Consider the following 20,438-nt stretch of genomic DNA (forward strand, 5'->3'; position numbering starts at 1 on the left):
CGCCTGGACGACAGCTGTGACGTGGCCGGCTTGGTGGGATAACAACTACAGCCGGCGCAGCGCGACCGACTGCACCACGTGATCGGCACCCTTCTTCAGGATCAGCGTCGCGCGCGGGCGGGTCGGCAGGATGTTGTCCTCGAGATTGGCGAGGTTGGTGCGCTCCCAGATCGCGATCGCGGTCGCGGTGGCTTCCTCGTCCGACAGCGGCGCATAGCGGTGGAAGTAGGACCTCGGATCGGTGAACGCGGTGTCGCGCAGCGCCAGGAAGCGCTTGATGTACCACTCCCGCAGCACCGCTTCGTCGGCGTCGATGTAAACCGAGAAGTCGAAGAAGTCGGAGACGAACGGCACCGCCTTGCCGTCGCGCGGCAGCCGCCCGGTCTGCAGCACGTTGACGCCCTCGACGATCAGGATGTCGGGCTGGTCGATCTCGACCCACTTGTTGGGCACGATGTCGTAGGTCAGATGCGAATACACCGGCGCGCGCACGCGACGCCGCCCCGCCTTGATGTCGCTGAGGAACGACAGCAGCGTCGGCAGGTCGTAGCTTTCCGGAAAGCCCTTCTTCTGCATGATGCCCTGCCGCTCGAGCACGGCATTCGGAAACAGGAAACCGTCGGTCGTGATCAGGTCGACCTTCGGCCGCGGCGACCATCGCGCCAAGAGCGCCTGCAACACGCGGGCGGTGGTCGACTTGCCGACGGCAACCGAGCCGGCGACGCCGACGATGTAGGGCATCTTGCGATCGCGGATCGCAAGGAACTGGCGCTGCGAATAATACAGGCGCTGGGTCGCGTCGACATAGATCGAGAGCAGCCGCGACAGCGGCAGGTAGATGTCCTCGACCTCCTGCAGATCGAGGCGGTCGTGCATCGAGCGCAGACGATCGAATTCGCCCGGCTCGAGCGTCATCGGCGTATCGTCGCGCAGATGCGACCATTGCTGGCGCGTGAAGACGCGGTAGGGGTTGTATTGCTGATCTGGTGCCCGGATGTCCATGACGCCCCTCTCCATGCGCTCGATCATTGGCGCTAGTCGCGCTTGCGCGACGCCTTCTCTTCCAGTCCCGACATCGAAGTGCGCTTCGCCAGCGCGGCCTCGACATCCTCCAGCTTCACGCCGCGTGATTTCAACAGAACCAGCAGGTGAAACACGAGATCGGCACTTTCCGCGATGAGGTGATCGCGGTCATTCTCGACCGCGGCGATCACGGTCTCGACCGCTTCCTCGCCCAATTTCTTCGCGCAGTGCTCCGCGCCCTTGTCGAGCAGCTTGCGGGTGTAGGACGCCTCTCCGCCCGTTGCAGCACGGGCATCGATGGTGGCGGCCAGATCGTGGACCGTGAAACGCGACATCAACTCAACTCAAACATGCGCACCGGCACCGGTCGGCGCCATCCCTAACTGAGGACTTAGCATTTTTGTGACAAGGAGTCCCAGATCACGACGTTTCCAGGCCCCGCGCTAGGGATCGAGGCGCATCGGCAGACCGGCGCGTACCATGTGATCCTTGGCCTGGCGGATGGTGAATTCCCCGAAGTGGAAGATCGACGCCGCCAGCACACCGGTGGCGTGACCCTCGCGGACGCCATCGACCAGATGATCGAGATTGCCGACGCCGCCTGATGCGATAACCGGTACGGGGACACTGTCCGCAATCGCCCTTGTCAGCGGCAGGTCAAAGCCCTGCCGCGTGCCGTCGCGGTCCATCGAGGTCAGCAGGATTTCGCCGGCGCCGAGCGCGACGACCTCCTGGGCATATTCGACGGCATCGATCCCGGTGGCATTACGCCCACCATGAGTGAAGATCTCCCAGCGGTCCGAGCCGCCGGCGCGCTTGACCCGCTTGGCATCGATCGCGACCACGATGCATTGCTCGCCGTACTTCTCGGCCGCCTCCTTGACGAATTCGCGCCGGCTGACGGCCGCCGAATTGATCGAGACCTTGTCGGCGCCGGACCGCAGCAGGGTCTTGATGTCGTCGACGGTGCGCACGCCACCGCCCACGGTCAGCGGCATGAAGCAGGCCTCCGCCGTCCGCCGCACCACGTCGAGGATGATGCCGCGGTTTTCATGGGTGGCGGTGATGTCGAGGAAGGTGAGCTCGTCGGCGCCGGCAGCGTCATAGGCGATCGCGGCCTCGACCGGATCGCCGGCGTCGCGCAAATCGACGAAGTTGACGCCCTTGACCACGCGCCCGTCCTTGACGTCGAGGCAGGGGATCACGCGAACCTTGAACATGTGTCTCTCCCGATAGCGTTTTCCAGCGAAGTGGATCCCGGTTCGCGTGAAGAAAACGCGTCAAACATAGCTACGCGCTGCGGATCAGCTTGAGCGCGGCGGCGGGATCGAGCCGACCGTCGTAGAGCGCGCGGCCGACGATCGCGCCGGCGAGCTTCTTCGCCGGCGGCTCCAGCAACGCCTTGACGTCGTCGATCGAGGCGAAGCCGCCGGAGGCGATCACCGGAATCGAGATGCGGTCGGCGAGCGCGATGGTCGCATCGAGGTTGAGGCCCTTGAGCAGGCCGTCGCGCGCGATGTCGGTGAAGATGATCGCGGCGACGCCGGCATCCTCGAAACGCTGTGCGATTTCGAGCGCGGTCACATGCGAGGTCTCGGCCCAGCCCTCGACCGCGACCTTGCCGTCGCGCGCATCGAGGCCCACCGCGACTCGACCGGGGAATTTCTTCGCCGCGCCCTTCACGAGCTCCGGATCGCGCACCGCCGCGGTGCCGATGATGACCCGCGTGATGCCCTTGTCGAGCCAGGCCTCGATGGTTGCGAGGTCGCGGATACCGCCGCCGAGTTGCACCGGCATTTTGACGGCCTTCAGCATCGCCTCGACCGCATGCGCATTCATCGGCTTGCCGGCGAAGGCGCCGTCGAGATCGACGACGTGGAGATACTCGAAACCCTGCACGGCGAAGCTCTGCGCCTGCGCCGCCGGATCGAGATTGAACACGGTGGCGCGCGCCATGTCGCCCTGCTCCAGGCGCACGCACTGGCCGTTCTTCAGATCAACCGCTGGAAAGAGAATCACGGCTTCCACTTCAAGAAATTGGAGATCAAAGCGAGGCCGAAGCGCTGGCTCTTCTCGGGGTGAAACTGGGTGCCGATGGCGGTGTCCTTGGCCACGATCGCGGTCACCGGCCCGCCATAGTCGGCACGCGCCAGCACGTCCGCCTCGTCGGCGGCGTTGAGGTGATAGGAGTGCACGAAATAGGCGTGACGTCCCTTCGGCCCGAGCGGCAGCCGCTCCAGCACCGGGTGCTCGCGCACCATGTCGAGCGTATTCCAGCCCATGTGCGGGACCTTCAGGCGCTCGTCGCGCGGCTCGATCTTCTCGACATCGCCGCCGATCCAGTTGAAGCCTTCGGTGATCACGTGCTCCTTGCCGCGCGTCGCCATCAGCTGCATGCCGACGCAGATGCCGAAGAACGGCCGCGCCTTGATCCGCACCGCCTCGGTCAGCGCTTCGAGCATGCCGTCGACCGCGTCGACGCCGCGGCGGCAATCGGCGAACGCGCCGACGCCGGGCAGCACGATCCGATCGGCGCGATACACCGCGTCGGGATCGCGCGTCACCTTGATGGCTTGCGGATCCTCCATGCTGCGCGCGGCGCGCTCGAAGGCTTTTGCCGCCGAATGCAGATTGCCGGAGCCGTAATCGATGATTGCAACGGTCATCGCGATCCTCCTGGCTCTGGAAACAATCCGATGATGCCGCCCTGCGGCATCGGCGGGGGTTTTGAGAACGATTGACCCGGAACGTCGCGGGTCGGCGGCGGCCCGCCGCGATCGACAGACCGCTGGTCGTTGAAGCCGCCGCGATGCCGCGCGGTCCAGCGCTCGAAGAAGCGGCGCTCGGCGGTATCCGTATCGTCGGCCACGATGATGTCGAGCTGGCGCCATCTGCGTCGCGACAGCGTCCAGCGTTGCAGGGTTGCGGCCTCAAGGCCGAGCAATAGCATCAGCACGAGGTCGACGAAGAAGATCGCGCTGCGGCCGATGCCGAGCCTGGCCAGCCCGTAGTCGATCACGAAGGTGAGGACGAGCCAGCCGATCAGCGCCAGCCACAGCCTGTTCCAGGCCAGCCAGAGCGCGCCCGCAACCGCGGCCCAGAAATGGAAGCCGTCGCGCACGAAGACGAACTTGTCGGTCGCCGCGAGATCGGCGCCGTTGGCCATGGGGGCATGCACTGTATAGACCGGCATCGAACGCTCCGCCGAGGATGAACCTTTATTCTGGAGCATGATCTTTCGGAAAACCGGTGCCACCGTTTCCGGATCATGCCCCCGGGATCAGCCGCCGAGCTGACCCTTGGTCGAGGGCACTTCGCCCTGGGCACGCGGATCGATCGCGACCGCTGTCCGGAGCGCCCTCGCCAAACCCTTGAAGCAGGATTCGGAGATATGATGGCTGTTCTCGCCATATAGGGTCTCGACGTGGAGAGTCACGCCGGCGTTCATCGCGAAGGCGTTGAACCACTCACGCACCAGCTCGGTGTCGAACTCTCCGATCTTGTCGCGCGGGAACTCGACCTTGAACACCAGCACCGGGCGGCCGGAAATATCGATCACGACGCGCGACAGCGTCTCATCCATCGGCATGTGGATCGAGGCGTAGCGGGTGATGCCGGCCATGTTGCCGAGCGCCTGCTTCACGGCCTGCCCGAGCGCGATCCCGACGTCTTCGACGGTGTGGTGGTAATCGACATGGAGGTCGCCATCCGCCTTCACCGTGATGTCGATGCGCGAATGCCGGGCCAGGAGGTCGAGCATATGGTCGAAGAAGCCGATCCCGGTCGAAACCGTGGATACGCCCGCTCCGTCGAGGTTGACCGTCACCTCGATGTCGGTCTCCTTGGTCTTGCGCTTGATGGTTGCCGTGCGCATGAAGATTAAGCTTTCCCGTGCCGAAAACGCCGGTCTTTTAACAGGCTGATGTCACCTTCGCTACTGCGGGATGACCTCGAAACGCCCCAACTTCGGGCCATGGTGACCGGAAATCGTTGCTAAACCACCCCGATTGTAACCCCCTGCCCGACCGCCTAAATCTGCCCGGAAGAGAGGTAACGTATGCAAGCATCCCCAAATGAGCTGCCGGTCTGGCATGGCACCACGATCTGCACCGTCCGCAAGGGTGGCAAGGTGGTTATCGGCGGCGACGGGCAGGTCTCGATCGGCCAGACCGTGATCAAGGCCAATGCCAAGAAAGTCCGCCGGATCGGCAAGGGCGACGTGATCGGCGGCTTTGCCGGCGCCACGGCCGACGCCTTCACCCTGTTCGAGCGGCTCGAAAGCAAGCTGGAGCAGTATCCGGGGCAGCTGACCCGGGCGGCCGTCGAACTCGCCAAGGACTGGCGAACCGACCGCTATCTGCGCCGGCTGGAGGCCATGATGATCGTGGCCGACAAGGACGTTTCCCTGGTGCTGACCGGCACCGGCGACGTGCTGGAGCCCGAATCCGGCGTCATGGCGATCGGTTCCGGCGGCAATTACGCCCTTGCCGCGGCCCGCGCGCTGGTCGACACCGACAAGGACGCCGAGACCATCGTCCGCCGCGCGCTGGATATCGCGGCCGACATCTGCGTCTACACCAACCGGAACGTGACGATCGAGACGATCGGCGGCTGAGCATGGCCGACGCCTACCATTTCCGCCCGATGACGGCGGCCGACCTGCCGCAGATCAAGCGCTGGCTGGCACTGCCGCATGTCTGCCAATGGTGGGGCGATCCGGCCGAGCAATATGTGCTGGTCAGCGGCGACCTCGACGAGCCGGCGATGGACCAGTTCATCGTCGCAACCGAACAGTCCGATCTGGGCTACATCCAGTGCTATGATCTGACGGCATGGAATTCCGGCTTCGGCAGGCAGCCGGAAGGCACCCGCGGCATCGATCTCTTCATCGGCGAGCCCGACATGATCGCACGCGGCCACGGCTCGGCGCTGATCCGCGCCTTTGTCGAGGAACGGCTGGCGCAGGGCGCGCCACGCATCGTCACCGATCCCGATCCGGCCAATGCGCGCGCGGTTCGCGCCTACGCAAAGGCAGGCTTTCAGGACGCAGGAATGGTCGATACGCCGGACGGTCCGGCGCTGCTGATGGTCCGCGACGCATGACGCTTGCGCCCAAGCCCGCGACCGGCGCCTCCGCGTGGCAATGGCTCGCGATCGCCGCCGCGCTGCTCGCACTGCAAGCGACGCTGCTTTATGCGATGGGTCGCTTGCCGATCTGCGCCTGCGGCTATGTCAAGCTCTGGCATGGCACGGTTCAGAGCTCGGAGAATTCGCAGCACATCGCCGACTGGTACACGCTGTCGCACATCCTGCATGGCCTGTTGTTCTACGGCCTGACCTTCCTGCTGCTGCCACGCCTCGCCTGGCCGGGGCGGCTGATTGTCGCGATGCTGATCGAGGGCAGCTGGGAGCTGGTCGAGAACTCCAACTGGATCATCGAGCGCTACCGCGCCGGCACGATCTCGCTCGACTATTACGGCGACACCATCGTCAACTCGGTGTCGGACACGCTCGCGATGGTTCTCGGCTTCCTGCTCGCCCACCGGCTGCCGATCGCCGCAACCGTCGCGCTCGGGGTTGTGTTCGAAACCGTGTTGCTGCTTCACATTCGCGACAATCTGACCCTGAACGTCATCATGCTGATTCACCCGTTCGAGGCAATCAGGCAGTGGCAGGCCGGGCCACCACTTCTCTAGACTGCCGCTTGCCGAGACCATGATTTCAACCTAGCTAGAGCCAATGACTCACTTCTCCCCCCGCGAAATCGTTTCTGAACTTGACCGCTTCATCGTCGGCCAGACCGATGCCAAGCGCGCGGTGTCGATCGCGCTGCGCAACCGCTGGCGACGGCTACAGCTTGCCGGTTCCCTGCGCGAGGAGGTTCTGCCCAAGAACATCCTGATGATCGGGCCGACCGGCGTCGGCAAGACCGAGATCGCGCGGCGGCTGGCCAAGCTCGCGGGCGCGCCGTTCCTCAAGGTTGAGGCCACCAAATTCACCGAGGTCGGCTATGTCGGCCGCGACGTCGAGCAGATCGTCCGCGACCTCGTCGAGGTCGCGATCTCGCAAACCCGTGAGCGCAAGCGCAAGGACGTCCAGGCCCGCGCCCAGCTTGCCGCCGAGGAGCGCGTACTGGATGCGCTGGTCGGCCCGGGGTCGAGCCCGGCGACCCGCGAGTCGTTCCGCAAGAAGCTGCGCGCCGGCGAGCTCAACGACAAGGAAATCGAGATCGAGACGCAGTCGGGCGGCAGCGGCATGCCGATGTTCGAAATCCCGGGCATGCCCGGCGCCCAGATGGGGGCGATCTCGCTCGGCGACATCTTCGGCAAGATGGGTGGCCGCAGCAAGACCCGCCGCCTGACCGTGGAAGGCTCGCACGAGATCCTCGTCAACGAGGAATCCGACAAGCTGCTCGACACCGATCAGCTGGTGCAGGAAGCGATCAGCGTCGTCGAGAACAACGGCATCGTGTTCCTCGACGAGATCGACAAGATCTGCGTGCGCGAGAACCGCGCCGGCGGCGACGTCTCCCGCGAGGGCGTGCAGCGCGATCTGCTGCCGCTGATCGAGGGCACCACGGTCTCGACCAAGCACGGCGCGGTCAAGACCGACCACATCCTGTTCATCGCCTCCGGCGCCTTCCATATCGCCAAGCCGTCCGACTTGCTGCCGGAGCTGCAGGGCCGCCTGCCGATCCGCGTCGAGCTGCAGGCGCTGACCCGCGACGACATGCGCCGGATCCTGACCGAGCCGGAAGCGTCGCTGATCAAGCAATACGTCGCGCTGATGAAGACCGAGGGCGTGACGCTCGATATCACCGACGGCGCGATCGACGCGCTCGCCGACGTCGCGGTTGCGGTGAACTCCACGGTCGAGAATATCGGCGCGCGACGGCTGCAGACCGTGATGGAGCGGGTGCTGGACGAGATCTCCTTCACCGCCCCTGATCGTCACGGCGAGACCATCCAGGTCGACGCCGACTACGTGACCAAGCATGTCGGCGACCTCGCCAAGAACGCTGACCTGAGCCGGTTTATTTTGTAACCGCGTCGCTCTCCGCCGTCGTCCCGGCGAAGGCCGGGACCCATAACCACCGCTGCCCGTATTGAGCCAAGACTCGGGCCGGCATCCCGTTTACAAACCGACCGTCGTGGTTATGGGTCCCGGCTTTCGCCGGGACGACGTAGGTGGGCGAATGAATCTGCGAATGTGGCAAGACCCCTGGCGCCTGATGCTGGCCGTCAACGCGGCCGTGCTGGCCGGGGTGTTCCTGCACAAGATCGCGCTGCCGCCGTTCGTTCCCTACATCCATTTGCTGGTCGACTATCACTACGGCTTCACCAAGCGCGCGCTGGTCGGCGCGATCGTGTCGCTGTTCACCGACAAGGTGCCGGTGTGGCTGGTGTTCGCATTGGCCGGCGCGATCTGGCTGGTGACGCTCGGGCTGTTCATCAAGCTGTTCCGCCGCACCTTCGGCTTCGACGACGCGCATTGGCCACTGTTCGTCTTCATCGCGGGATCGCCGTTCTTCCTGAAGAACTTCATGCACACGCTCGGCCATTTCGACATCTATGGCTGTGCGTTGGCGATCGTGTTGCTGCTGATCCCGGCGCGCTCGGTCGTGTACGTGTTGATTGCAGCAGCGTTCTCGGTCGTGCTGATCCTGGTCCACCACATCTTCGTCCTGATGTATGTGCCGACCATCGCGGCGATCGTGGTGCTGCGCTTCTACCTCGTGCAGACCACAACATCGCGCAACATCGCCACCGGGCTGGCGGCGCTCGCCGCGGTCGGCATCCTGTTCCTGGTCGCGCAATTCGCCGGCACGGTCGACGTGCCCTATGACGAATTCCTCCGCCACCTGCAGAGCCGGATGGCCGATCCGTCACGCACCGATCTGCTTCAGTTCGGCTACATCTGGTACCAGCCGCTGTCGAAGGAGTTCACCGACACCTGGGCACGCATGCCTTCGAACATCCCGGGCGTTCCGGTCTTTGCGCTCCTGATCTGGCTGCACACGCCACTGTGGCGCTATTTCGCGCGGCTGATCGGCGCGCTAGCGAGCGAGCTGCACCGGCGGATCGTGCTAGCCGCGCTCGTCATGATCAGCGCCGGCTATTTTGTGATGTTCGTGACCGTGTTCGACTATTCGCGCTGGATCTCGAACTGGGCGGTCTGCATGTTCCTGATGCTGCACGCCACCAGGATGTTGCCGACGTCAAAGGACGTGCCGCTGATTCCGTCCGATGATCGCAAGACGACGATATCAGGCTGGTTCGTCACGCTGATCCCGCGCGTCGGGATCGTCCGGCCGTTCTGAATTTTTTTGGAGCATGATCTCAGCGCAAACGCTTTGCGTTTGTCGCGCGAAAAACCGCTTCACACTTTTCCGGATCATGCTCATCGCGCGCGCCGGACGCGCACATAGAGCGCGCCTTCGCCGCCATGGCCGATATGCGCTTCCTCGAAGCCGACCACCAGCGCGCGGAATTCCGGCAGGCTGAGCCATTCCGGCACCTGGCGGCGCAGCACGCCGCGTTCCGAATCCAGCCCGCCGACCTTGCCCTTGCCGGTGATGACGAGCACGAAGGTGAGCCCGTCAGAGTGCGCGCGCTGCAGGAAGGCGAACAGCACCCGATGCGCGCGCATCTGGGTCATGCCGTGCAGATCGAGCCGCGCATCGATCTCCTGCCTGCCGCGCGACAATTTTGCGCGCTCGCGGCGGCCGATCGGCGCCAGCGGCGGCACCTGCGGGCGCGGCGCCGGCGCAAGCTTGACCGATGAGACCGGCTTGACCGGGATGGGCTTTGCGGCGGCGTGATGGCTAGCGGGGTCAGAGGGCGCGGCGTGCGCTTTCGGTACGGCCGATTTCTTGCGCAGCGGCTTGACCTGCTTCGCCACACTTTCCCAGAGCGCACGCTCCTCCTCGCTCAGCGCGCGCTTGCGCCGCGACGGAGCGGACAGATCGGGGATCGGCGCGGGTCGTTTCATTGATCGCGGTGATGGCGATAGCGCCGGAAGCGCCGCTTCTCCTGACGTTGCGGAATGTCGGGCCGGGCTGCCGGCAACGGCACCGGTTCTGCCACAGGCGCGGCCTGCGCGACAGGGGTCGTTGCCGGGGGCGCGGCGGGGGCGGCATTCTTCACGGGCGGGCTCTTGGCCGCGCCGGTGGTCGCCGCGCCCTTGGCAATGCCGGCCGTCGGTACATCCGCGGACTTCGCCGCCGGCTTGTCCTTCTGCGGATCGGTCTGCGGAAACAGCTTTGCGATCCTGGCCGACGGCCGCTCGTCCGGAACAGGCAGCTTGTGGCCGCGCGCGACTGGATCGAGCCCCTTCGGCACCAGCATCACGAACTGCATGTTGTGCCGCAGCCGGCCCGAGACCTTTCCGGCGTCCGCGCCGGCGCCGAAATAGAGATCGGCGCGCGCCGGGCCGACGATCGCAGAGCCGGTGTCCTGCGCGATCATCAGCCGGTGGAACGGCGTCCTGGACTGCTCGGATTCGATCGGCAACTGGCCCGCGATGAAGAACGGCGTGCCGTAGACATGCAGCGCGTTGTCGACCGCGATCGAGCGGCCCGGCGTCAGCGGCACGCCCTGCGCGCCGACGGCTTCGTCCTTGTCCGACAGCGGCACCTCGCGGAAGAACACGTAGGCGCGGTTCTGCCGTCGCACCTCGTTGGCGCCCTCAGGGTTCTGCTCCATCCATTCCCTGATCTTCTGCATCGACATCTGATCCTTCGGGATGATGCCGCGGTCGATCAGGACGCGTCCGACCGCCGTATAGGGATAGCCATTATGCGCGTCGTAATTGATGCGCAGCGTGGTGCCGTCCTCGAGCTTGATCCGGGCGGAGCCCTGGATCTGTGCGAACAAGAGATCGGTCTGGCTCTTCAGATAGCAGATCTCGAGCCCGCGGCCGGCGATCGCGCCGTCCTCGATCTGGGCGCGATCGTAATAGGGCACGAGCTTGCGCCGGCCGATCTTGCGATACACGGGACCGCTGTTGGGCAGACCGACAGACGCCTGCGTCTTGCCGCGCACGAACAGGTTGGACGGGCGGCGATAGACCGGAACATTGTAAACGTCGGTCTGGGTCCGCGACCCCTCGAGGATCGGTTCGTAGTAGCCGGTGACGAAGCCGGCATCCTCGCCGAGCCGCGAGATGCGCAGCGGCACGAAATTCTGCTCGAAGAATTCTTTCGCCTTGCTGCCGTCGGCGAGATCGAGCCCCTTGGCGATCCGGCAGGGATCGCGCAGCGAGCCGCCGAGCGCCTTCGAATCGGCTGCCGCCCCCTGCTGGGCCGCGATCGGCTTGCAGCTGGTGCGAAACGCCTTGTAGGCGGCGAGATGATCGTCATCGCCCCAGCCGGAGACATTGGCCCAGGTCAGCGGCTCATACTGGCTGCCGCCGATCTGCAGCGGCAATTCCAGATTGGGATAGGGGATCGGGTGGCTATGCTCGTGCCGTGTCGGGGCCTGCCTGCTCGACCTGTAACGGGCGGCGATCGCCGCCGTGGAACACAGCACCGCGAGCGCACAGCACGCGACTGCGAGGCGCCCGTAGCTGAGATGTTTAGTGAGCGCTTCCAGTGCCAACCAGCTTCCAATTCGGATCGCGGGAAGTCGAGTCGCGGGCGAACGTCCAGACGTCGGTGATATCGGCGACCTTGTCCGGGCTGCCGTCGACGATGGTGCCGGCCTTGTCGCGCGTGACCGAGATCATCTGCGACACGAAGCGGACGGTAAGCTGGGTCGAGCGATCGCGCGTCTCCGCGCTGACGATCTCGGCCTTGTCGATCGAGACGAACCGCGTCTCGATCTTCTGCTCGTGCTTCTCGCGATCCTTGATCGCGGCCTCGAAGCTCTCATAGACCTCGGCCGACAGCAGGTCGCGCAGCGCGCGGCGATCGCCATTGGCGAAGGCCAGCACGATCATTTCATAGGCCGACCGGGCGCCCGAGAGGAAATGCCGCGGATCGAACGAGGAATCCTGAGCGGCGACCGCATCGAGACCCTGCGCCAGCGGGGTGCCGGGCTCGGCGATGCCCTTCCAGCGTTCCGTAGGCTCGGCCGGCTCGGCGGGCGCGGCCGAGGCCGGCTGGTCGATCACCGAACCCGGGATCGGGACGACGTTGTTATCCTGGCCGCGCTGCACGACGTTGGGCGCGGCACGATCATATGGCGGCCGCTCGCTTCCGGTGCGCTGTCCGAGAACGCTGCGCAACCGCAGGAAGATGAACACGGCCAGCGCCAGGAAGATGATGGTGTAGATATCCACGTCGAATTCGCTTTCTGGGCTCTGCCGGCAACGGGCCGGTCGTCAAAGCGTTCCCGGTCGGGAACGGCGGAGATTAAGATCACCGATTGAGTCCGCAGCATGTAGGCACGAAACTATGCCCGGCCAATGGCGCTTTTTGGCACGGGCAAAGTGTAGCGCGTTTTGACCTCGGGGGGAAACCCGTTCCTTTCAGGAAATCGCGCATCTTCAATAATTTAGGAAGACGTTAAGAGTTTGGGCGGCGTTGCGCTCGCAAGCCTCCTCGCGGGTGATTTGGCCGCAGGGCCGCCGGAGCGCGCCCGCCCGTCGCCCTTCGTCGTCCTTGTGGACCGAGCCGGGCCTATGATAGCCACTCGCCGGCATCGGCATTCCCGACACCTCAACGCGTGCCGTCGGACGTTCTGTCCATCGAGCGCCGCTCCAGGAGACATTTTCATGACCAATGGCAACGGCGCCCCTGTCGAACAGGCCGCTCCCCAACTCAACGTGCTGGCGCAGTACACCAAGGACCTGTCGTTCGAGAACCCAAATGCACCGGCCTCGCTCGGCCCGCAGCAGCAGCAGCCGGCGATCAACATCCAGATCAACGTCTCTGCCAACAACATGGCGGACAATGAGTACGAGGTCATCCTATCGATCGAGGGCAAGGCCGAGACGGCAGGCAAGGTGATGTTCAGCTTCGACCTCGCCTATGCCGGCGTCTTCCGGATCGTGAATGTGCCCCAGGAGAACCTGCACCCGCTGGTCATGATCGAGTGCCCGCGCCTCCTGTTCCCGTTCGCGCGCGAGATCGTCGCGACCTCGGTCCGCGACGGCGGCTTCCCGCCCCTGCTGCTCGACCCGGTCGATTTCGTCGGCCTCTATCGTCAGAACATGGAGCGGCAGGCAGCCGCCCAGGCCGCTTCCGGCGTCAAGCCGAGCTGATCCGGGTGCCGTCATTGCGAGCGAAGCGAAGCGATCCATCGCGCCACGAGCGCAGAGACGGGTTGCTTCGTCGCTTCCGCTCCTCGCATTGACGACGGGACGAAAACGCTACAGCCCAAAGATATAACCGAAGATATCAAGCCGCCGGTGCTTCAGCAGGCGCTGGCGGCGGCAGATAATCGTTCCAGATCGGCTTGTCGCCGAGCGTGGCGACGAACGCCCTGTGGGCTTCGCGATCCGCGTCACTGACCCGCGCAATGAGCGGCGTCTCGCGCTGCCGCCGCGGCATGTCGCTATGGCTCCCCTCACGCGCATCCGACGTTTCCGACGCCAGGATAAGCTGCGACTGCCGCGCCCCGATCAGGTCGATATAGACCTCGGCCAGCAGCTCGGCGTCGAGCAAGGCGCCGTGCTTGGTGCGGCGGGAATTGTCGATCTGATAGCGCGAGCAGAGATCGTCGAGCCGGTTCGACACGCCGGGATGCTTGCGTCGCGCCAGCAGCAGCGTATCGACCAGGCGGTCCTTCGCGATCACCTTCCGCTTGATGCGGTCGAGCTCGGCGTTGATGAAGCTGATGTCGAACGAGGCGTTGTGGATCACCAGCGGCGTATCGCCGATGAAGGCCAGGAACTCGTCGACCACCTCATTGAACAGCGGCTTGGACGCCAGGAACTCGGTCGACAGCCCGTGCACGGCGAACGCTTCCGCCGGCATGTCGCGTTCGGGATTGATGTAGACGTGGTAGGTCTGCCCCGTCGGCATGCGGTTGAAGATCTCGACGCAGCCGATCTCGACCAGCCGGTCGCCGCGCAGCGGATCGAGGCCAGTGGTTTCGGTATCGAGAACGATTTCGCGCATGACGTGAGGGAATCCGGAAGGCGGCGAATCAGGCGCGCCGCTTCGGCATCTTAGCAACCTCGGCCAGAATGTCGCGGATGCGCGCCCGCACCGGATCAAGTCCGTGCGAGGTATCCACTATGAAATCCGCGCGCTTGCGCTTCTCGGCGTCCGGCATCTGCTTGGCGATGATGGCGTCGAGCTTCGCGGCATCCATGGTGCCGCGCGCCAGCACCCGCTCGCGCTGCAGTTCCGGCGAGGTGGTGACGACGACGACCGCATCGACGCGCGTCTCGCCGCCGGTCTCGAACAGCAGCGGTATGTCGAGGACAACGATCGGTACGCCGGCGGCTTCCGCATCGGCGAAGAATTTCTGGCGCGACGCACCGAGCATCGGATGCACGATCTGCTCGAGCTGCTTTATCGCCACCGGGTCTTGCACCACGCGCGCCGACAGCCTTGCGCGATCGACCTTGCCGTTGGCAGTGGTGCCGGGAAACGCAGTCTCGATCGCGGGCGCAGCTTCGCCTTCGTAGAGCTGATGCACGGCCGCGTCGGCGTCGTACACCGGCACGCCGGCCTCCATGAACAGTTTCGCCGTGGTGGATTTCCCCATCCCGATCGAGCCGGTCAGTCCAAGAATCAGCATCGGTTCAGCATCTCTCCGTCGCCACGTCTCGGCGCCTTACACCGCGAGCAGTTTCTCACGGCGCAGGAACGCCAGCAGTGACAATAGCGGCAGGCCGAGGATGGTGAAATGGTCGCCTTCGATCCGCTCGAACAGATGCACGCCGAGGCCCTCGAGCTGGTAGGCGCCGACGCTGGTCGTCACCGCCTCCCCGGCCTGGTCAAGATAGGCCTCGATCTGGCTTTGAGACAGCGGCCGCATCGTCATCCGGGCGACGCTGACATCGTCGAACAGGACTTTTCCATCGCGCGCGACCGAGACGGCGGAATGCAGCGCGTGGGTCTGCCCCGCGAGCCGGCCGAGTTGCTCGGCGGCTTGCGCGCGGCCGGCGGGCTTGCTGAACATGAGCTGCCCCAGCGCCAGCGTCTGGTCGGCGCCGACGACATATTGGCCAGGCTTCTGCCTGGAGACGAACAGCGCCTTCTCGCGCGCCAGCAGCGACGCGATCTCGCCCGGCGCCGCAAGGCCGGAGTCTTTCTGCACCGCGCGTTCGTCGATGTCGGCCGGCAGCACCTCGAAATCGAGGCCGGCGTTTTCAAGCAGCATCCGTCGCGCGCGGCTTTGCGACGCGAGGATCAGCTGCTGTGGACCGCGCCAGATGCTCATGACCCGACGATCACTCCGGCGGCCGCGCGCGCTGGCGGTCGTTGTAGAGCTTCATCACCGCAGCCGCCGTTTCCTCGATCGAGCGCCGCGTCACGTCGAGCAGCGCCCAGTTGAACTTCGCGCTCAGGCGCCGGGCAAAAGCGACCTCGTCGGCCACCGACTGCTTGTCGATGTAGGTGTCGTTGTCGCGGTCACCCATGGTGAGCAGGCGGTTCTGCCGGACCTGGATCAGGCGCTCTGGCGTCGCGTGCAGGCTGACCACCAGCGGCTTCTTCAAGGTCTCGAGCTGGTGCGGCAGCGGAATGCCCGGCACCAGCGGCACGTTGGCCGTTCTGATGCCGCGGTTGGCGAGGTAGATCGACGTCGGTGTCTTCGAGGTGCGGGACACCCCAACCAGGACGACGTCGGCCTCCTCGAGGCCTTCGACATGCTGACCGTCGTCATGCATCATCGTGAAGTTCAGCGCATCGATGCGGCGGAAATATTCCGCGTTCAGCACGTGCTGTGCGCCGACGCGCCCGGTCGTCGCAGCACCCAGATACGCCTCGAACAATTGCATCACCGGCCCGATGATCGACAGGCTCGGAACGTTGATTTCCCTGCACTTGCCTTCGAGCCGGCCGACCAGATCCTTCTCCAGCAGCGTGAACAGCACGATGCCGGGCGATTCCTCGATCTCGTCGAGCACGCGATCGAGCTGCTTCTGGCTGCGTACCAGCGGATAGACATGCTCGACCGCGGTCACATTGGCGTATTGCGCGGCAACCGCGCGTGCCACGGTGATCAGCGTCTCGCCGGTCGAGTCCGACACCAGATGCAGGTGGAAATAATTGGAAGTCGTCGGCACCAGAGCCCCTGTCTATCCTGTGAATCCTTGTGGAGGTCGAGGAGAAGAATCCGGGTCCGGCGCCCGGCCCCTGAATATCTCGCCCCTTTCTTCACAGCACCTCGCAAAAGGATAAGTCGACGTGATGGCGAGGATGATAGTGAACCGGTGTGGATTTGTCTCTTGATAAGCTGGCCACGGGCCTGCGCAACCGATTGAGCCCTGCGATAGATTCCGGATGTTCGCCCGAGCCCACCAAAATGTTGAGGGATGTGAACAAGCCCGCAAGAACCGCTGGACCGGCTTGCATGAGTCAAATTCACCGCCATTAAGACTCAAACCTTAGATTCTAAAATTAATTAGGTTTAGGAGAGCCGTGTGTGCGGATATGTATCCGTCCCTCGCTTGCGAAGCCCCTGCTCGCAACGCTGAGCCCGCCCGAGCTGTTTCCTGAAAGGCATCGCAGCGATGTTGTACGAATGGATCAAGGCCCTGCACATCGTTGCCGTCATCTCCTGGATGGCCGGCATGCTCTATCTGCCACGGCTGTTCGTCTACCATTGCGAGGCCGAGATTGGCTCGAAGCAGTCCGAGACCTTCAAGGTCATGGAACGCCGGCTTTTGAAGGCGATCATCAACCCCGCGATGATCGTGACCTGGCTCGCCGGGCTTTACCTGGTCTGGGACAGACAATGGTACCTATTTGGCTGGTTTCACGTCAAATTCATGCTCGTGCTGATCATGTCGGGTATCCACGGCTTTTTGTCCCGCTGCGTGAAGGATTTCGCCGCCGATCGGAATCAGCGAAGTCAGAAATTCTATCGTATTATCAATGAGGTGCCGACGCTGCTGATGATCCTGATCGTGATCATGGTGGTCGTGAAGCCGTTCTAGACAGCGCAATGTTCAAGACGCATGCTTCAGTCCTTCTTGCGAAGGGCGAATCGATTTTCTATATAGGATTTATCCCACCCCACGCAGGCGGATGTGGTCGCGTTCCGGTTCTTTTCGGACCGGCGCCGCATCAGGTTTGAAAAGCCCAAACGGCACTTTCCTGGCTGAGACCTGCGGACCTTCCTTTGGCGTCCGCTTTTTCCAGAGCCACCTCGCACCCCTTCCCTACTTACTTCCTCACAGGACTACCCCAATGCGGGAAATCAAACTCCAGGACCTCAAATCGAAAACGCCGGCCGAGCTCGTCTCGTTCGCGGAAGAGAATGGGGTCGAGAATGCCAGCACCATGCGCAAGCAGGAGCTGATGTTCGCAATTCTCAAGCAGCTCGCGATCGCCGAGACCGACATTATCGGTGAGGGCGTCGTCGAGGTGCTGTCCGACGGCTTCGGCTTCCTTCGTTCGCCCGATGCGAACTATTTGCCCGGCCCCGACGATATCTACGTTTCGCCGTCGCAGATCCGCCGTTTCGGCCTGCGCACCGGCGACACGATCGAAGGCCACATCCGCAGCCCGAAGGAAGGCGAACGCTATTTCGCGCTGCTGAAGGTCAACACGCTCAATTTCGAAGACCCCGAAAAGTCGAAGCACAAGGTCAATTTCGACAATCTCACGCCGCTGTTTCCCAATCAGCGTTTCCGCATGGAGCTTGAGGATTCCACCAAGAAGGACCTGTCCGCCCGCGTCATCGACATCGTTGCGCCGATCGGCAAGGGCCAGCGCGCGCTGATCGTCGCGCCGCCGCGCACCGGCAAGACGGTGCTGATGCAGAACATCGCGCACTCAATCACCGCCAATCATCCCGACTGCTACCTGATCGTGCTTCTGATCGACGAGCGTCCGGAAGAAGTCACCGACATGCAGCGTTCGGTGAAGGGCGAGGTGGTGTCGTCGACCTTCGACGAACCCGCCGTGCGCCACGTCCAGGTCGCCGAGATGGTGATTGAGAAGGCCAAGCGCCTCGTCGAGCACGGCCGCGACGTCGTGATCCTGCTCGATTCGATCACCCGCCTCGGCCGCGCCTACAACACCGTCGTGCCGTCGTCCGGCAAGGTGCTGACCGGCGGTGTCGACGCCAACGCGCTGCAGCGCCCGAAGCGGTTCTTCGGCGCCGCGCGCAACATCGAGGAGGGCGGTTCGCTGACCATCATCGCGACCGCGCTGGTCGATACCGGCAGCCGCATGGACGAAGTCATCTTCGAAGAGTTCAAGGGCACCGGTAACTCCGAACTGATCCTGGACCGCAAGGTCTCGGACAAGCGGACCTTCCCTGCGATCGACATCGCACGCTCCGGCACCCGCAAGGAGGAGTTGATCACCGATCCGCAGGTGCTGAAGAAGATGTACGTCCTGCGCCGCATCCTCAATCCGATGGGCACCATGGACGCAATCGACTTCCTGCTCGACAAGCTCCGGAACACCAAGAGCAACTCGGAATTCTTCGATTCCATGAACACGTAAGGCCGCGGCCGAAAAGGAGAGGGCGCCCTGTACAAACGGGGCGCCTTTTTTCATGCTGCGGGTTTGCTGCGGTAGAGTGCAGCAAAAATCGAGCTAGTTTGGCCGATCCGATGTTCGTTTAACTATCTGATATAATTTATATTTATGATTTTTGTTGTGATCGGAGCTTGCGTAGCCGCAGCAAAATTGCTGCACGGAGGCTGCAACGAGACTCGGTTATGCTGCACCGCAACATTCTGCGGCATGCGTGCAATATCGAAGCGGCATTGCCTTTCGCGATTTGCTGGAAGAAATAGGCGATGCATCCGCGCGACCAGACCATCTTCGCGCTGTCCTCCGGGCGGCCACCGAGTGCGATCGCCATCGTCAGGCTGTCTGGCCCAATGGCCGAGTCGGTCATTGCGGGACTGGCCGGCAGGACGCCGGCGCCGCGGATCGCGACCCGCGCGCTGCTCCACGATTCGAACGGCCAGCCGATCGACGACGCTGTGGTGCTGTGGTTCCCGGGCCCGGCGAGTGCGACCGGCGAGGACGTCGCCGAATTTCATGTCCATGGCGGACGTGCGGTGCTGTCGGCGATGTTCGATGCCATCGCCGCGTTCGACGATGTCCGGCCGGCCGAGCCGGGCGAGTTCACCCGGCGGGCGTTCGAGAACGGCAAGCTCGATCTGACGGAGGCCGAGGGCCTCGACGATCTGATCCACGCCGACACCGATCGCCAGCGGCGCCAGGCGTTGCGGCAGCTGAAAGGATTGCTCGGCGATCGTGCGCGCGACTGGCGCGAGCGGATCATCGCAGCGTCGGCGCTGATCGAGGCCGGCATCGATTTCTCGGATGAAGGCGATGTGCCGGCGGAGCTGATCGCGCCGGCGCTCGCGAAGATCCGGGCGCTGCATGATGAAATCAAGGAGGTGCTGGCGGGGCAGGGGCAGGGTGAACGCTTGCGGGACGGCCTGGTGGTCGCGATCGCAGGTCCGCCGAATGTCGGCAAATCGACCCTGATCAATCAGCTTGCCAAACGAGAGGTCGCGATCGTCTCACCGCATGCCGGGACGACCCGCGACGTGATCGAGGTGCAGCTCGATCTGGACGGCTATCCCGTCACGGTCATCGACACCGCCGGAATTCGCGAGACCGATGACCCGGTGGAGCAGGAGGGGGTTCGCCGCGCCCGGGCCCGTGCCGCCGAGGCCGATCTCGTACTGTGGCTGGCGGACAGTCGCCACGCAAAGGTGGGGCATGGCGGCACGACGCCAACCTGGCTCGTGCGCAACAAGATCGACCTTGTCAGGTCTCCGCCGGGTGAGGGCGGCAATTATCCCGAGTTCAGGATCTCGGCGGCTCGTGGCGACGGCCTCACCGAGCTGATCGCCGCACTGGTCGGCTTCGCCCATGACTATTTTGGAGCCAGCGAAGGCAGTCTGATCAGCCGGACTCGGCAACGCGGCTTCCTCCAGGAGACCGTCGAGTCCCTCCGGCGCAGCATCGAGGTGGTCGGGCAGGGCGAGGAGCTCGCGGCGGAGGAGCTTCGTAGGGCGACCTATTCGCTCGGCCGGCTGTTGGGGCGGGTCGATGTCGAAGACATCCTGGACATCATCTTCCGCGAGTTTTGCGTCGGGAAGTAGCTGGTTCCGACCTGGCCTGTTTCACGTGAAACATGGTTTCCGATTGGTTAAGGAACCTCCCTGTTTCACGTGAAACAATCAGACGTCAATGATTGCGCTGTTTCATGTGAAACAGCTTTGCTCGTCATTGCGAGCGAACCGGCGCGATCCATATCTCGCTCAGATCGCCTGGTCTCAGGCGGGCGATCTCAACTTCCTTCTTCCGGCTTTCATCA

The 20,438-nt window shown here is 64.0% G+C and carries 23 protein-coding genes; 9 read left to right on the forward strand and 14 right to left on the reverse strand.

The annotated features are described in order from the left end of the window. Positions 1-45: 45 nt before the first annotated feature. The 7 genes from coaA to hisB form a co-directional block, all read right to left on the reverse strand. Entirely contained in the window at positions 46-1,002 is a 957-nt protein-coding gene (gene coaA, locus ACVILL_RS12980; protein ID WP_456729399.1) for a type I pantothenate kinase, read from the reverse strand. Positions 1,003-1,034: 32 nt separating this feature from the next. Continuing rightward, the gene (locus tag ACVILL_RS12985) at positions 1,035-1,358 is read right to left on the reverse strand and encodes a phosphoribosyl-ATP diphosphatase (protein ID WP_456729400.1); all 324 of its coding nucleotides are present in this window, start codon (positions 1,356-1,358) and stop codon (positions 1,035-1,037) included. A gap of 108 nt (positions 1,359-1,466) precedes the next feature. After that, complete coding sequence (hisF, locus tag ACVILL_RS12990) at positions 1,467-2,243, reverse strand: imidazole glycerol phosphate synthase subunit HisF (RefSeq protein WP_456729401.1); 777 nt, start codon at positions 2,241-2,243, stop codon at positions 1,467-1,469. 70 nt (positions 2,244-2,313) lie between these two features. Continuing rightward, complete coding sequence (gene hisA, locus ACVILL_RS12995; RefSeq protein WP_456729402.1) at positions 2,314-3,042, reverse strand: 1-(5-phosphoribosyl)-5-[(5-phosphoribosylamino)methylideneamino]imidazole-4-carboxamide isomerase; 729 nt, start codon at positions 3,040-3,042, stop codon at positions 2,314-2,316. After that, the gene (hisH, locus tag ACVILL_RS13000; protein ID WP_456729403.1) at positions 3,039-3,689 is read right to left on the reverse strand and encodes an imidazole glycerol phosphate synthase subunit HisH; all 651 of its coding nucleotides are present in this window, start codon (positions 3,687-3,689) and stop codon (positions 3,039-3,041) included. The genes hisA and hisH overlap by 4 nt, the downstream gene beginning before the upstream one ends. Continuing rightward, complete coding sequence (locus ACVILL_RS13005; protein WP_456729404.1) at positions 3,686-4,216, reverse strand: DUF2628 domain-containing protein; 531 nt, start codon at positions 4,214-4,216, stop codon at positions 3,686-3,688. The genes hisH and ACVILL_RS13005 overlap by 4 nt, the downstream gene beginning before the upstream one ends. Positions 4,217-4,303: 87 nt before the next feature. Next, complete coding sequence (hisB, locus tag ACVILL_RS13010) at positions 4,304-4,897, reverse strand: imidazoleglycerol-phosphate dehydratase HisB (protein ID WP_456729405.1); 594 nt, start codon at positions 4,895-4,897, stop codon at positions 4,304-4,306. A 183-nt stretch (positions 4,898-5,080) separates the two neighbouring features. On the opposite strand from hisB, the gene hslV reads away from it, so the two are divergent. From hslV to ACVILL_RS13035, 5 genes are all read left to right on the forward strand, one after another. Next, positions 5,081-5,638: an ATP-dependent protease subunit HslV gene (hslV, locus tag ACVILL_RS13015; protein WP_057020343.1), complete on the forward strand. Its 558-nt coding sequence runs from the start codon at positions 5,081-5,083 to the stop codon at positions 5,636-5,638. A gap of 2 nt (positions 5,639-5,640) precedes the next feature. Next, a complete protein-coding gene (locus tag ACVILL_RS13020; protein WP_456729406.1) occupies positions 5,641-6,126 on the forward strand; it encodes a GNAT family N-acetyltransferase in 486 nt (161 codons plus the stop codon). After that, positions 6,123-6,719, forward strand: coding sequence for a DUF2585 domain-containing protein (locus tag ACVILL_RS13025; RefSeq protein ID WP_456729407.1), 597 nt, complete (start codon positions 6,123-6,125; stop codon positions 6,717-6,719). The genes ACVILL_RS13020 and ACVILL_RS13025 overlap by 4 nt, the downstream gene beginning before the upstream one ends. Before the next feature lie 43 nt (positions 6,720-6,762). Further along, a complete protein-coding gene (gene hslU, locus ACVILL_RS13030) occupies positions 6,763-8,067 on the forward strand; it encodes an ATP-dependent protease ATPase subunit HslU (protein ID WP_456729408.1) in 1,305 nt (434 codons plus the stop codon). A 151-nt stretch (positions 8,068-8,218) separates the two neighbouring features. After that, positions 8,219-9,343, forward strand: coding sequence for a hypothetical protein (locus ACVILL_RS13035; protein ID WP_456729409.1), 1,125 nt, complete (start codon positions 8,219-8,221; stop codon positions 9,341-9,343). An 80-nt stretch (positions 9,344-9,423) separates the two neighbouring features. Here the strand turns inward: ACVILL_RS13035 and ACVILL_RS13040 are convergent, their stop codons facing one another. From ACVILL_RS13040 to ACVILL_RS13050, 3 genes are read right to left on the reverse strand one after another with little or no spacing between them, the layout of a single operon-like run. Beyond that, positions 9,424-10,014: a Smr/MutS family protein gene (locus ACVILL_RS13040; RefSeq protein ID WP_456729410.1), complete on the reverse strand. Its 591-nt coding sequence runs from the start codon at positions 10,012-10,014 to the stop codon at positions 9,424-9,426. After that, the gene (gene mltA / locus ACVILL_RS13045) at positions 10,011-11,621 is read right to left on the reverse strand and encodes a murein transglycosylase A (protein ID WP_456729411.1); all 1,611 of its coding nucleotides are present in this window, start codon (positions 11,619-11,621) and stop codon (positions 10,011-10,013) included. Before mltA ends, ACVILL_RS13040 begins: the two co-directional genes overlap by 4 nt. Beyond that, positions 11,599-12,303: a Tim44/TimA family putative adaptor protein gene (locus tag ACVILL_RS13050; RefSeq protein WP_456729412.1), complete on the reverse strand. Its 705-nt coding sequence runs from the start codon at positions 12,301-12,303 to the stop codon at positions 11,599-11,601. Before ACVILL_RS13050 ends, mltA begins: the two co-directional genes overlap by 23 nt. 435 nt (positions 12,304-12,738) lie before the next feature. Here ACVILL_RS13050 and secB point away from each other — a divergent pair, with 435 nt between their 5' ends. Next, positions 12,739-13,227, forward strand: a complete 489-nt coding sequence (gene secB / locus ACVILL_RS13055) for a protein-export chaperone SecB (RefSeq protein WP_456729413.1) — start codon at positions 12,739-12,741, stop codon at positions 13,225-13,227. Between the two features lie 136 nt (positions 13,228-13,363). Here secB and dnaQ read toward each other — a convergent pair whose 3' ends face one another. From dnaQ to ACVILL_RS13075, 4 genes are read right to left on the reverse strand one after another with little or no spacing between them, the layout of a single operon-like run. Then, positions 13,364-14,086, reverse strand: a complete 723-nt coding sequence (gene dnaQ / locus ACVILL_RS13060) for a DNA polymerase III subunit epsilon (protein ID WP_456729414.1) — start codon at positions 14,084-14,086, stop codon at positions 13,364-13,366. Positions 14,087-14,114: 28 nt separating this feature from the next. Then, positions 14,115-14,714, reverse strand: a complete 600-nt coding sequence (coaE, locus tag ACVILL_RS13065) for a dephospho-CoA kinase (protein ID WP_456729415.1) — start codon at positions 14,712-14,714, stop codon at positions 14,115-14,117. A gap of 36 nt (positions 14,715-14,750) precedes the next feature. Then, positions 14,751-15,359 carry a Maf family protein gene (locus ACVILL_RS13070; RefSeq protein ID WP_456729416.1) on the reverse strand — a complete coding sequence of 203 codons (609 nt, stop codon included), beginning with the start codon at positions 15,357-15,359 and terminating at the stop codon, positions 14,751-14,753. 10 nt (positions 15,360-15,369) lie between these two features. Beyond that, positions 15,370-16,206, reverse strand: coding sequence for a pyruvate, water dikinase regulatory protein (locus tag ACVILL_RS13075; RefSeq protein ID WP_456729417.1), 837 nt, complete (start codon positions 16,204-16,206; stop codon positions 15,370-15,372). Between the two features lie 450 nt (positions 16,207-16,656). Between ACVILL_RS13075 and hemJ the strand changes: the two genes are divergently transcribed. The 3 genes from hemJ (at position 16,657) to mnmE (ending at position 20,223) form a co-directional block, all read left to right on the forward strand. Next, entirely contained in the window at positions 16,657-17,079 is a 423-nt protein-coding gene (hemJ, locus tag ACVILL_RS13080; protein ID WP_456734256.1) for a protoporphyrinogen oxidase HemJ, read from the forward strand. A 253-nt stretch (positions 17,080-17,332) separates the two neighbouring features. After that, entirely contained in the window at positions 17,333-18,598 is a 1,266-nt protein-coding gene (gene rho, locus ACVILL_RS13085) for a transcription termination factor Rho (RefSeq protein WP_021078151.1), read from the forward strand. 299 nt (positions 18,599-18,897) lie between these two features. Next, entirely contained in the window at positions 18,898-20,223 is a 1,326-nt protein-coding gene (gene mnmE / locus ACVILL_RS13090; protein ID WP_456729418.1) for a tRNA uridine-5-carboxymethylaminomethyl(34) synthesis GTPase MnmE, read from the forward strand. Positions 20,224-20,438: the final 215 nt, after the last annotated feature.

The organism is Bradyrhizobium sp. USDA 3364, from assembly GCF_054056355.1.